Annotated in this window: 10 protein-coding genes and 1 pseudogene; 8 read left to right on the top strand and 3 right to left on the bottom strand. The window is 44.4% G+C overall.

Annotation, left to right across the window (positions count from 1 at the left end; all coding sequences use genetic code 11):
• Positions 1 to 537 precede the first annotated feature (537 nt).
• Positions 538 to 759, top strand: a complete 222-nt coding sequence (locus CAG58_RS00070; protein ID WP_158137954.1) for a zinc ribbon domain-containing protein — start codon at positions 538 to 540, stop codon at positions 757 to 759.
• 25 nt (positions 760 to 784) lie between these two features.
• Here CAG58_RS00070 and xseA read toward each other — a convergent pair whose 3' ends face one another.
• Positions 785 to 2,116 carry an exodeoxyribonuclease VII large subunit gene (gene xseA / locus CAG58_RS00065; protein ID WP_161425103.1) on the bottom strand — a complete coding sequence of 444 codons (1,332 nt, stop codon included), beginning with the start codon at positions 2,114 to 2,116 and terminating at the stop codon, positions 785 to 787.
• 208 nt (positions 2,117 to 2,324) lie between these two features.
• Here xseA and guaB point away from each other — a divergent pair, with 208 nt between their 5' ends.
• Both guaB and guaA read left to right on the top strand, forming a co-directional pair.
• Positions 2,325 to 3,788: an IMP dehydrogenase gene (gene guaB / locus CAG58_RS00060; protein WP_040904637.1), complete on the top strand. Its 1,464-nt coding sequence runs from the start codon at positions 2,325 to 2,327 to the stop codon at positions 3,786 to 3,788.
• 91 nt (positions 3,789 to 3,879) lie between these two features.
• Positions 3,880 to 5,433, top strand: coding sequence for a glutamine-hydrolyzing GMP synthase (guaA, locus tag CAG58_RS00055; RefSeq protein WP_154168966.1), 1,554 nt, complete (start codon positions 3,880 to 3,882; stop codon positions 5,431 to 5,433).
• 70 nt (positions 5,434 to 5,503) lie between these two features.
• Here the strand turns inward: guaA and CAG58_RS00050 are convergent, their stop codons facing one another.
• A complete protein-coding gene (locus CAG58_RS00050) occupies positions 5,504 to 6,415 on the bottom strand; it encodes a LysR family transcriptional regulator (protein WP_161425104.1) in 912 nt (303 codons plus the stop codon).
• Positions 6,416 to 6,507: 92 nt separating this feature from the next.
• Between CAG58_RS00050 and CAG58_RS00045 the strand changes: the two genes are divergently transcribed.
• From CAG58_RS00045 to CAG58_RS00025, 5 genes are all read left to right on the top strand, one after another.
• Positions 6,508 to 7,491, top strand: a complete 984-nt coding sequence (locus tag CAG58_RS00045) for an aldo/keto reductase (RefSeq protein ID WP_161439679.1) — start codon at positions 6,508 to 6,510, stop codon at positions 7,489 to 7,491.
• The gene (locus tag CAG58_RS00040) at positions 7,488 to 8,678 is read left to right on the top strand and encodes an MFS transporter (RefSeq protein WP_161426737.1); all 1,191 of its coding nucleotides are present in this window, start codon (positions 7,488 to 7,490) and stop codon (positions 8,676 to 8,678) included. The genes CAG58_RS00045 and CAG58_RS00040 overlap by 4 nt, the downstream gene beginning before the upstream one ends.
• 383 nt (positions 8,679 to 9,061) lie before the next feature.
• A complete protein-coding gene (locus CAG58_RS00035; protein ID WP_161426736.1) occupies positions 9,062 to 10,513 on the top strand; it encodes a glycoside hydrolase family 19 protein in 1,452 nt (483 codons plus the stop codon).
• A 261-nt stretch (positions 10,514 to 10,774) separates the two neighbouring features.
• Positions 10,775 to 12,232, top strand: coding sequence for a BCCT family transporter (locus CAG58_RS00030; protein WP_161426735.1), 1,458 nt, complete (start codon positions 10,775 to 10,777; stop codon positions 12,230 to 12,232).
• Positions 12,233 to 12,611: 379 nt separating this feature from the next.
• Complete coding sequence (locus CAG58_RS00025; protein WP_154168954.1) at positions 12,612 to 13,205, top strand: acetate uptake transporter; 594 nt, start codon at positions 12,612 to 12,614, stop codon at positions 13,203 to 13,205.
• Between the two features lie 42 nt (positions 13,206 to 13,247).
• Here the strand turns inward: CAG58_RS00025 and CAG58_RS00020 are convergent.
• A pseudogene (locus CAG58_RS00020) lies at positions 13,248 to 13,582 on the bottom strand (IS4 family transposase); the annotation flags it as partial.

The following is a 13,582-nucleotide window of genomic DNA, read 5'->3' as shown; positions in this document are numbered from 1 at the left end:
AAATAGGATCTTATAAGGACGAATTAGTGATAATGATCATTTTATTAAATGTTGTAAATTTAGGTTTTTGAATTTTAATTTAGATTTTTAATCTGTTTAAAATCCAAATGCAGAATATGTAACTTATGCTTTCGGTGTGTGGTGATATAAATGTTCTTTTTACGGTAGATCGCTGATCAAGGTAGATAAAGCAAAAGATCCATGATAGATCCCAAAGCACAGCAAGTGGAACGATTCACGTGATTTTATGTAAATAGACAGATCGGCTGAAATCACCAATGGCCCATTTGTTCTATCGAGTACTTGGCGGTATGATCGCTAGGGCCTTGCGATTTGAAGAAGAGGGGCTCGGTGTCTTTTTGCCTTATACTGTTCTAGGCCATCCCTTTTTCTACTTGAAGCCGCAGTGATGTGTGCCGCCTTTGTTGACCTTTTTGTCAACCAGTCGGAGTATCGCGTTGGATTAATCGACGGCTTCGGCTCTGCCGGTGATGTAGCGTCTTGGTAAAGTAATCGTTATCAGTAAGGAAACCTGCAATGGAAACATGTTGTCCACAATGCTCGCATGAATTGGTCTGGAATGGTCGTTATTACTGTGCGTCGTGTGATGTAAATTATACAAAAATAGCTCACTGCCCAGATTGTAGCGCAGAGTTAGAAAAGCTTCAGGCTTGTGGTGCGGCGAATTATTTTTGTCATTCGTGCAACGAACTTAAGTCTAAATCACGTGTTCAGATTGAATTCGCAAAGCTAAAGTAACAAGCTCGCTGGTTGTTGATGGTGATTAATTAACAGTAGAACGAATGTCACCCTGTGCTAAGCGGGTAACAATCACTTCACCAGTTTGGACTTGGTCTTTACTGTGGATCACTTCACCGCGTTCATTTTGGGTAATTGAGTAGCCACGAGAGAGGGTGGCGAGTGGACTGACGGTATTGAGTTTATCGACTAAGCGGGCATAACGATGCTGTGCGTCGAGTAATTGACGCTCCATTGCTTTACGCAACTGATGTTGGCTCATCATCAACTGATGCTTTTGTGCACTGAGCTGTTTTTCTGGAGAGCGAAGCTGTAAGCGATACTGCTGTTGGCTGACGCCTTTGGCTAATATCATCAAACGCCGTTGCATCGCTTGTGTCAATTGTAAGGTGAGTTCATCCAATTGTTGACGCTGTCGCTGCAAACGGTGAGCTGGGTGTTGTTTATCCAATCGGTGTTGCAACTGTTGTAACTGATTTTTTTGCTGGGCAAAGTAATAGCGAATGCTATTGGTGAGTTGGTGTTGTTTTTGATTAAATGACTGTTTTTTATTGCTATTGTCTCGACTTACCAGTTCAGCTGCAGCAGACGGCGTTGGCGCGCGCATATCGGCAACAAAATCAGCAATAGTGACATCCACTTCATGGCCGACTGCACTGATGATCGGGATTTGACTTGCCGCTATCGTTCTCGCCACAATTTCATGGTTAAAACACCAGAGATCTTCCAGTGAACCGCCGCCGCGGCCGACGATCAACACATCACATTCTGCGCGAGAATTAGCACAACCAATCGCTTGAGCGATACTTATCGCCGCTTCATTACCTTGGACGATGGTCGGGTAAATAATGATTGGCAGGCTTGGATCGCGGCGTTTCAGCACCTGCAAAATATCGTGCAGAGCAGCTCCGGTTTTTGAGGTGATCACGCCCACACAGCGCGGGTGTTCGGGAAGTGGTTTTTTGAGTGATTGCGCAAATAACCCTTCTGCGGCCAGTTGCATTTTGAGTTGTTCAAACTCTTGTTGTAGCCGTCCGTCGCCTTCAGGCTGCATACTTTCAATGATAATTTGATAATCACCACGAGGCTCATACAAAGAGAGCCTAGCTTTGACTAACACTTGTTGGCCATTTTGGGGCTTAAAAGAAACGGAACGGTTATTACCTTTGAACATCGCGCATTTGACTTGAGCGCGACTGTCTTTTAGGGTCAAGTACCAATGACCGGATACCGGTGCAGAGAAGTTAGAAATCTCACCGATCAGCCAGACGATGCCCATTTCATTTTCAAGTAACAATCTGACTTCAGCATTAAGACGAGAAACCGTGTAGATATTTGGATTAGTCAAGGAGGGCACCGCTAATTTGGCCAGACATAAGTATGGAAATTAGCGGCAATATAATACATATCAAGGGGGGGATTGCAAATTAAAAATGAAAAAATGAGTGGTCAAGCGATTGCTCTGGGCGTATAATCCGTCCGCAATATCAAATCTAAATCTCTTTATTATGCGAAACGATAAAGCGATTTATTACTCTTAACCTTCACGTTGTGAGATATTGCAAATGCTAAGAATTGCTAAAGAAGCTCTGACCTTCGACGATGTTCTCCTCGTCCCTGCACACTCTACTGTCCTCCCCAATACAGCCGATCTTCGCACTCGACTTACCAAAAACATTACGCTAAACATCCCTATGATTTCTGCGTCTATGGATACAGTAACAGAAGCTCGCCTAGCAATCGCACTTGCACAAGAAGGTGGCCTTGGTTTTATCCATAAAAATATGTCGATAGAACAGCAAGCGGAACAAGTTCACCAAGTAAAAATCTTTGAAGCTGGCGTGGTTACTCATCCTGTCACCGTTCGTCCTCAAGCAACGATTGCTGATGTCATGGCATTGACCGAGAAACACGGTTTTGCCGGCTTCCCAGTGGTGTCTGAAAATAATGAACTGGTTGGGATCATTACTGGGCGTGACGTGCGCTTTGTAACCGATTTAACTAAGTTAGTCTCTGATGTGATGACACCAAAAGATCGTCTGGCGACGGTGAAAGAGGGCGCTTCAGGTCAAGAAGTTCAAGAACGCATGCACAAAGCGCGCGTTGAGAAAATTTTGGTGGTTAATGATGAGTTTCAATTAAAAGGCATGATCACCGCCAAAGATTTCCACAAAGCAGAAAGTAAACCTCATGCATGCAAAGATTCTCAAGGACGTCTACGAGTCGGCGCTGCCGTTGGCGCTGCTCCGGGAAATGAAGAGCGCGTTAAAGCCTTAGTTGAAGCCGGTGTTGATGTACTGCTGATTGACTCGTCTCATGGCCATTCAGAAGGCGTATTGCAACGGATTCGTGAAACACGCGCCGCTTACCCTGATCTTGATATTATTGGTGGCAACGTGGCGACCGCCGAAGGTGCCCGAGCACTGATTGAAGCGGGTGTTAGTGCCGTTAAAGTTGGTATTGGCCCAGGTTCTATCTGTACTACGCGTATCGTTACTGGTGTGGGTGTTCCGCAAGTCACCGCGATTGCTGATGCTGCAGAAGTCGCTAATCAATACGGTATTCCAGTTATCGCTGATGGTGGTATTCGCTTCTCGGGCGATATTTCTAAAGCGATTGCTGCAGGCGCATCTTGTGTCATGGTGGGTTCAATGTTTGCTGGCACCGAAGAAGCCCCAGGAGAGGTTATCCTCTATCAAGGCCGCTCTTACAAAGCTTATCGTGGCATGGGTTCTTTAGGTGCGATGTCAAAAGGCTCTTCTGATCGTTACTTCCAAACCGATAATGCGGCAGATAAATTAGTCCCTGAGGGTATTGAAGGTCGTATCGCTTACAAAGGTCTATTAAAAGAGATTGTTCATCAGCAGATGGGCGGGTTACGTTCATGCATGGGCTTAACTGGCTCACCAGATATTGAAACCTTGCGTACTCAAGCACAATTTGTTCGTATCTCTGGCGCGGGCATGAAAGAGTCTCATGTTCATGACGTACAAATTTCTAAAGAAGCACCTAACTATCGAATGAGCTAAACGTAAACGTTTGCTTTTTTCCTTGATGCCATTCTGAGAGGCGAGTAGACTCGCCTCCGTTTCTTAATTTAGCTGATAAGACTGCTTAACTATGACCAAGAACATTCATGATCAACGAATCCTTATTTTAGACTTTGGTTCACAATACACTCAATTAGTTGCACGCCGTGTACGTGAAATTGGTGTTTACTGTGAGTTGTGGAGCTGGGATGTCGAAGAAGCGGACATTCGCGAATTTAACCCAGACGGCATTATTCTGTCTGGTGGTCCTGAAAGCGTAACTGAGCTTAATTCGCCACGCGCGCCTCAATATGTATTTGATTCAGGCGTGCCAGTATTCGGTGTGTGCTATGGCATGCAAACGATGGCTGAGCAGTTGGGTGGCCGCGTAGCGACCTCTACCGAGCGCGAGTTTGGCTATGCGCAAGTTACGGTTTCTGGTCAATCGGCGTTATTTAACGATCTTGAAGCGATTCAAGATGTGTGGATGAGCCACGGTGATAAAGTGGTGGAAATTCCAGCCGACTTCGTAAAAATTGGTGAAACCGAGACCTGCCCATACGCAGCCATGGCCAATGAAGAGAAAAAATACTACGGAGTTCAGTTCCATCCAGAAGTGACGCACACCAAACATGGCCTCAAAATGCTCGAGAATTTCGTACTCGATATTTGTGGTTGTGAACGTTTATGGACGTCTGAATCGATCATTGAAGATGCGATTGCTCGGATTAAAGAGCAAGTCGGTGATGATGAAGTGATCCTTGGCTTATCTGGTGGCGTTGACTCATCGGTTGTCGCTATGCTGGTACACCGCGCGATTGGTGAACGTCTGACTTGTGTGTTTGTCGATAATGGCTTGCTGCGCTTGAACGAAGGTCAGCAAGTGATGGATATGTTTGGCAATAAATTTGGCCTAAACATCATCAAAGTCGATGCTGAAGAGCGTTTCCTCGCCGCCTTAGAAGGCAAAGCCGATCCAGAAGAAAAGCGTAAGACGATCGGACATGTGTTTGTTGATGTTTTTGATGAGCAAGCCAAGAAATTGAAAAACGCTAAATGGTTAGCGCAAGGCACGATTTATCCGGATGTGATTGAGTCAGCCGCCTCTAAGACCGGTAAAGCGCATGTGATTAAATCACACCATAACGTCGGTGGTTTACCAGATGATATGGAAATGGGCTTAGTCGAACCACTGCGTGAACTGTTTAAAGACGAAGTGCGCAAAATTGGTCTTGAGTTAGGTCTACCTTACGACATGCTATACCGCCACCCATTCCCAGGTCCAGGTCTTGGCGTGCGAGTCCTCGGTGAAGTGAAGAAAGAGTATTGCGATTTGCTACGTCGTGCTGACGCTATCTTTATTGAAGAGCTGCACAATGCGGATTTGTACAATAAAGTGTCGCAAGCGTTTACCGTTTTCTTACCAGTGCGCTCTGTTGGTGTAATGGGTGATGGCCGTAAATACGACTGGGTTGTATCACTACGCGCAGTAGAAACGATCGATTTCATGACTGCCCATTGGGCTCACTTGCCTTATGACTTCTTGGGTAAGGTTTCCAACCGCATTATCAATGAAGTGAGTGGCATTTCTCGCGTGGTGTATGACATCTCCGGTAAGCCACCCGCGACTATTGAGTGGGAATAGGCTTAGTTGTAAAAACTAACCAAGTCCTTATAAAATAAAAATGCCAGTCAGTATTACTGACTGGCATTTTTTATAGGGATAATGATAGTTGGTTTTCAGAGATAAGCATATCTAGGAAATCGACAACAGCCCTAACTCTACGTGAGTGTGCCAAATCTGAGTGAATAGCCAACCAAATAGGCTGATCACAACCCACATCACCTTGGACACAAACCAAGTTTTTTTTCTTAGAAATAAAATGAGGGAGTATAGCCATTCCAATTCTTGCTTCTACAGCGCTCATTTGTGCTGACAGACTGGTTGTGATTAAGCGACAAGGTTTTCCTCTTAACATTTTTGTTAACCATTGTGCTGCTGGCAAATTTTGCTGCATTTCAGACCACCCTATGAAATCATCATGTTCGAAAGATAAGCTAGTGGTGTCTGAGCGCTTTCTATTGTTTACGTAGTCTTGTGAGGCGTAAAGCCCAAACCCTAGTGTGCCTAGTCGGCGGATACTCACATTACCCCGTTCTGGTCTTACCATACGCAAGGCAATGTCAGCATCGCGTCGGTGTAGGTTAACTGTGGACACGCCCGTGACTATCTCCATGGTTAAATTTGGATGAGCCGCAATAAGTTTTGGCATGGCTGGAATAATTAGATAATCGGCCAATCCTTGCGCTGTTGCCAGGCGTACATGACCCATCACTTCATCATTATTACGATACGTAGCATCTCCAAAAGCAAAGCCAGCTTGCTCTAGGGCTTCAGCCGGTGAAATCAGATCTCTGCCTTCGTCGGTTAATGTATAGCCCTGTTGATCACGCGTAAATAAGCAAGTCTGTAGAGCAGACTCCAGACGTTCTAAACGTCGAGAAGTGGTGGCAATCCCCAAATTTAATCGTTTTGCTGCGCGACTTAATGTGCCTTCTCTAGCGATGGCGAGAAATATCCTGGCATCATCCCAATTCAAAGACGGGGGGGGGGTTCTGGTTTCCATTTTCGGAAAACTGATTGCGGTTTGTGTGCATATAAATCTCCACTTTCGGAAAGCATAATGAATATCTCAACGTAAACCAAGGGATATTAATTATGAAGAAACGTGTATTAGGTCAAAGTCTTGAAGTCTCCGAGATAGGGTTAGGCTGTATGGGCATGAGTGAATTTTATGGGCCCAGAAATGACGCCGAATCCAAGTCGGTACTCCATAAAGCTATTGATCTTGGCTGCACTTTTTTAGATACCGCAGATACTTATGGCCATTATCATAACGAGCAGCTAATTGGGGAGTTTTTGAAAGAAAGCCGTGCTGAAATTAAAGTTGCGACTAAGTGTGGAATTGTGCGTCGTCCTGGGGAGTACCAACGAGTAATTGATAATAGTCCAGATTATATTCGTCGTGCTTGCGAGAGTTCACTACGCCGCTTAGGTGTTGAATGCATCGACTTATACTATATCCATCGATTAGATCCTAATGTGCCTATAGAAACAACCGTTTTTACGTTGTCTCAATTGGTTAAGGAGGGGAAAATTGCAAATATTGGCTTATCTGAGGTCAGCGCAAGTACACTGAGAAAAGCGCATGCTGTTCATCCAATTAGTGCCGTGCAGACCGAGTATTCACTGTGGACCCGTGATGTGGAGCAAGATGTTTTGCCAACTTGTAGAGAATTAGGTATTGGTTTTGTTCCTTATTCTCCATTAGGGCGTGGTTTTTTGACAGGGAATATTACGCCTGACAGTGACTTTACTCCTGAAGATGCAAGACAATCATTACCGAGATTCACGCCTGATAACCTAAGAGCAAATCGGCCGCTAACAGAGGTGGTTGCTAGCATGGCCAGTAGTAAGTCATGCTCTTCGGCACAAATTGCATTGGCATGGTTATTAGCACAGGGACCTGACATCGTACCTATTCCGGGTACAAAGAAAATGAAGCATTTGATTGATAATTTGGGAGCTCCTGATGTCGTATTAACGGCAGCCGATTTGGCCCGCATTGAATCAGCAGTGCGAGAATTTCAGCCCGCAGGGGAGCGTTATACAACTGAAGGTATGAAAGGAGTGAACGCTTGAGCCCGTTAAACCACACAAATTGGCGCAGCTGGGTCGCTGTTTTTATGCTTGGTATTGCGTCATTTACGGTTGTTGCTACTGAGTTAGCACCAATAGGTATGTTGTCTTCGATTGCACAGGATATGCAGCAGAGTGCCGGTTATACAGGGTTAGTGGTTACTTTGTATGCATGGCTTGGTGCCGCTGCCGCTTTAATTTCAGTCATGATGATTAGCCATTTACCCCGTCGACCATTGTTAGTCGGACTGATGCTATTATTGGGGCTGTCTAATGGTGTGGCAGCTGTCAGTCATAGTTTTAGCGTATTGCTAGCTGCCAGGCTTGTCGGTGCTCTTGCTCATGGTGCTTTCTGGGCAATGATTGGCACTTTGGGCGCACAGCTGGTCTCAGAAAGTAGCGTGGGGAAAGCCACTGCCATTATTTTCGGCGGCGTTTCAACCGCGAGTGTTTTAGGTGTCCCACTGATTAATTGGATAAGCTCTGATGCTGGCTGGCGATCATCATTTTTACTTTTAGCAATATTATCTGTTGTTACGGCATTAACTCTGGCTCTAAGCCTTCCGCATGTATCAGGTACACCGCGTTTGGGAAGGGGGCAACTCTTCTCTGTGTTTCTTCGAAATTCGAAGTTGAGAATCGTCTACCTCATTGCGGCTTGTGGTATCGTTTCACACTTTGCTGCATTTACTTATATTGAGGTGCTACTTTCTTCAGTGATTGCCCTGCCAAACAGTTGGATCTCTATCTGTCTGTTGACATTTGGTGTTGCTGGTATAGTTGGTAACTTCATGTGTGGAATGTATATAGACAACTACTTAAAGAGAGTCCTTAGCACTGGGCTTCTACTTATTTCGTTGTGTTTGATGTTAATTAGTCTTCCGACTGTTAACAGCAAAATAATTACACTACTGATCGTCTCCGGATGGGGCCTTGGTGTTGCGATACTATTCGTTGGTCTTCAAATATGGATCATCCGATTAGCTAAAGACGATGCATTACCAGCTTCAGCTATTTATGCTGCTATTTTCAATGGTGCTGTTGGTACGGGAGCCGTATTAGGAGCAGGAATTTTAGACCATTGGAATATTAGTACGCTTTATTTATCTGCTTCATTAATTACGCTGCTAAGTCTTGCTTTGATGGTTGGTAGTCGTAAAGGGGCTACGGAACAAGCTACTATGGTATAAGTTTGGAATGTTTTTAAATACGTCGACGAGACGAAAAAAATCAAAAAAATTCTGCGCATGGTACAGATGACGATATCGTTAATAGTCACCTTTCTAACTAGCTGTTATATAGATTTATTTTCTGCTTATTGATATTCGAGTGGGAATGATTTCCCAGCTTTAGCTTCTAAATTTATTGTTTATCAAACCTCAGGTTCTGCCTGAGGTTTTTTATTGGGCCACATTTGTCGTGGTGCTTCCAAGAAAAATGTCACCATGCAACATAGGCGCAGGATGATCGCTAGTGCCTCGCAAAACCTTCTTATCATCGTTTGTTTTTGCTTAAAAGCAGATGAATAGCCTCTATCCTAAAGTGGCGTTTATCAATAAGAGGGATTTTTTTCATGTTCATACTCAATAAAACGGCCTGTTGGATGAGTCTTATTTGTGCACTCCCAAGCTATGCAATGACGATTCAAGTCGATCCTCTCGACAGCTCCGGATACGTGGTATCTCGCGTGGAGTTACAAGCCATTGAGCAGCAAAAAGTGGCGGATCCTATGTATGCGATTTGGTCACAGGCTTTACGAACAGCACCTAATAGTTTAGTCGACAGTATTGAGCCGGGGTTGGTGAGTAATCCAGACAATGTGAAACGGGTGGAACGGGTTTTTCCTAAACATGAGTGGAATTTCCTCACTCATATGGCCGCACCTGAATACACCTATACCCGATTTTTAAGAGCCATCGGCAAGTTCCCCGCCTTTTGTGGTGATTATGATGATGGACGTGATGCCGATGCTATTTGTAAAAAGTCGGTGATCACGGCTTTTGCACATTTTGCTCAAGAGACCGGGGGCCATATTGCGAAAGATAATATTTCTGATAATCCACTCGGACTGGAAGAGTGGCAGCAAGCGCTTGTCCATGTTCGGGAAATGGGCTGGTCGGAAGGGCAACTTGGTTATACCACAGGATGTGGACAAAATGACTGGCAAAACCGGAAATGGCCTTGTGGTGATGGTCAAGGCTATTTTGGTCGCGGTGCCAAACAGCTTTCTTATCATTTTAACTACGGTGCTTTTTCCGAAGTGATGTTTGATGGGGATGCTTCTGTATTATTGAATAATCCCGGATTAGTCGCGGACTCTTGGCTTAACCTCGCTTCTGCGATTTGGTTCTTTTTAACCCCTCAAGCACCTAAACCAGCAATGTTGCACGTTATCGACCGTACTTGGACGCCTTCTCAACGTGAAATCGATGCAGGAATTGGTTATGGATTTGGTACCACCATCAATGTCATTAATGGTGGAATTGAGTGTGGCGAGCAAAATAAAGATAAAGGTCAGCCGGTTAACCGGATTCGTTATTGGGAAGGTTTGGCTGAGCATTATCAGATCCCGATTGAAACTGATGAGCTGAATACTTGTTGGCAACAAACGCCTTATGGCAGTTTAAATTTGAATGGTGCAACGGATGTCCTTTACACCAATTGGGACGGTAATTGGCGTTATTATCCTGATCGTCCCGGTGGTTACTCTTTTGAGTGTAATTTAGTCGGCTTTCAAACCGCCTATTCAGCTCTGGTTGAAGGCGATTATGAAAAGTGTGTGACCAACTATTATCAGTCTCACGCCAGTTGGCCTAAAGTGCGGGTGGTAGAACAATTAGAGTCAACCGAGCCTGAACAGCCAGATGAACCACCGGTTGAAGGAACTGAGCTATGGCAAGCCAGTAAGGTTTACTATGCTGGTGATCTCGTGACTTATCAAGGTGGGGTATATCAAGCGAAATGGTGGTCGCAAGGTGATGTACCAACAGCGGGTGATCCTTGGATGGCGATTACACAGCCCTAGATAAATAGCGTTATCTTTAAAGTAACAGGCGATATAGATTAACTCATATTGCCTGCTGCTTTTCTCGATAAAAGGCAGGAGAGGAGCATCAAGGTTGCAAAAATGAAAATAAATTGTGTTAAGCTAGGTCAACATATGCCACGGTTTTTGTATATTCTCAGCATGTTTTTGGGATCGTACTTAACAATGGTTTCTGATGACCTATTAGCGGATTAATTGCGTATTAGGTTATGCCTATTGACTGACTGATACCTGATATTCATGACTTTTTTACCACAACCTTCCCACCGCCTGATTTTTTTTGCCGCTTTGATTGCGGTTTTTTTTGTCGCTTTTCCTAGCATCAGCGTGGCTAAACTTGCTCAATTAACCCAATGGAGTATTGAGCAGTTTGACGATCAAATTATCCTCCTTTCCAGCTTGGCTGTTGTCTTGTGTGTCGTACTTTGTTTTAGTCCAATCGGTAAAAAAACACTCGGTGATGGTCAGCCAGAGTTTTCTTTTACGACGTGGTTAATCATGCTCTTTACCACAGGGATGGGTTCGGGGTTAATTTTTTGGGGCGTTGCGGAGCCGATTTTCCATTTTAATCATCTGCCAAGTATCGATTATCAAGGCGATCAAAAAGATCTCGCTTTAGCCTTAACTTATTTTCACTGGGGAATTCATGCTTGGAGTTTGTATGCCCTCGCTGGCTTGATGATGGCGTGGCTGGCTTATGTACAAAAAAGACCGATGCGAGTCAGTGCGTCATTTGTTGGTCACAATAAAGCGGGGTGGTTATCCAGCATTGACCTAATTGCAGTATTGGCGATTTTATTTGGGATTGCTGGTGTATTGGCTAATACCATGGCACTGGTTGAGCAAGGGATACGTAGTGTTAGTGGTTATCAAGGGGATTTAACCGTATTGCGGATTGGTTTGACGGTGTTACTTGGCGTGTTATTTACTGCATCAAGTGCGTTAGGCTTACAAAAAGGCATTAAGCAACTCAGCCGTTTTAACGTCTTGCTCATGTTGGTTTTATTTGCCGTGGTGTTTGTTTATGTTGATACCTTAGCGGTTATTCAGCGTCTATTGAGTTCTTTAGTCACCTATATCAACATTCTGCCGCAAGTCTCGTTCGGTGCTCTGGGAGAAAATAAAAGCTGGAGTCAAAATTGGACGGTGATTTATCTGGTTTGGTGGATAGCGTGGACGCCGTTTGTTGGGCCATTTATTGCTCGCATTAGCCGCGGACGAAGTATTCGACAATTTTTGTGTTGTACCGTGCTGATCCCTACACTTGCTTCTGTTTTGTGGTTCTCTGGCTTTGCTGGTGCAATATTCGATAGTCTTTATCTACAAGAAGTCATCACAGCAGTGAGTGATGATTACACCAAAGGCTTATTCGTGTTTTTCTCTCATCTTCCTGCGAGCAATCTATTAGCGATAGTGGCGCTGGTATTGTTACTGACGTTTGTTATTTCAAGTGCTGATTCGGCTATCTATGCCGCTGGCATGCTGACCAATGATCAACGTTTGACCAGTAAGATCAGTTGGTCAGTGATTGTGGTCACTTTAGCGATTGCCTTGGTTACGATTAACGATGTTGATCTCAATAAACAGATAGCCATCGCAGGGGCACTGCCGTTTACGTTTGTATTAATTGCACAAGCTTGCTTTACCTTGCTAACTCGCGGCTCATCCTCAGCTCAAGCCGCCGAACCAGAGGGCTAAAATGACTTAAGCTGAGTTATTCTCGGTCATGAATTGAGGACGGAGACTGGTCGATGATTAGACGTCAGCTCCATCCTTGACTGCCCGTCTCTGAGTAATCAGGGAAATCAGGGATATCATCCCTTACTACTTGAAGTGGCTACGTTCGTTGGTACTTATCACATCACATCACATCACATCACATCGTATAGCTATGTTCATGGAAACGCACTTACTTACCCAATAACCTTTTATTTCAAGGACTTTGGCTATCTATTTATACATGTAACAAAAAGTGTATAAGTGTAATCTAAGTTTTCATTAATGGTTTTTCCTTTTTGACGACTTGTTCACTAAACTTCGCGCGTAATTTTTATTAACATTTTTGAAGGTAATGTGAATGTCGACGCAACTTGCTAACCCTGCGCCGCTTGGCTTGATGGGTTTTGGTATGACAACAATTCTACTTAATATCCATAATGCTGGTTTCTTTCCTATTGATTCAATGATTTTGGCAATGGGGATCTTTTATGGTGGCCTTAGCCAAGTGATTGTTGGCATCATGTGCTTTAAACGCGGCGATACTTTTGGTACCACTGCGTTTACCTCATACGGTTTATTTTGGTTAACTTTAGTTGGTCTATTAGTGATGCCATATATGGGACTGCCAGCCAGCCCGGCTCATTTTATGGGCTGGTATTTAACGTTGTGGGGCATTTTTACTGGTTTTATGTTTATTGGTTCACTGTGCTACCCAGTCGCTAAACAAGTGGTGTTTGGTTCGTTAACTATCTTGTTTGCTTTACTGGCGCTGCGTGATTTTACCGGTAGTGAGCTGATTGGTACGATTGCTGGTTTTGAAGGTATTTTCTGCGGTGCGAGCGCAATTTATTTTGCTATGGCGCAAGTGATCAATAATGAATATGGCCGAACCGTATTACCGATTGGTGCTAAGCGTAAAGCGGCGGTGGTCGCTGAGCCAGTTAGCGCTTAAATCCTACATAGTCTACAAAAGCTGGCTTAGGCCTAACTCCTATCACTTAGCGTGTTTGGAACGAACTGGGTAGCGAGTTTTACTCATACGAACGGTCCTGGATTTGGGCCGTTTTTTTCGTTCTGGAAGAATGTAACGCTTTACTCGCTCTCGCATTGCCCTCAACTTTTTAGGGATTGAGCCGGGTGAGGCTATCGCACACCACATCAGTTCATCTTGGATATCTCGAAGTGCCATCATAAAGCTTATTCGAAGAGGTGATACCTTGGCTTCTTTCGCAATGCGGCTGATTTCTAAGCGAACCAGATTGTAAGCAATCAGTATTCCCCATACCTCTTGTTCTACCCCTTCTACAGACTGGCTTCGGAGAAGACGTT

Source organism: Vibrio sp. V31_P5A7T61, from assembly GCF_009904895.1.
GTDB classification, from domain to species: domain Bacteria; phylum Pseudomonadota; class Gammaproteobacteria; order Enterobacterales; family Vibrionaceae; genus Vibrio; species Vibrio metschnikovii.
Note: the sequence above shows the minus strand (reverse complement) of the source record. Positions and strands in the feature narration are given on the sequence as shown.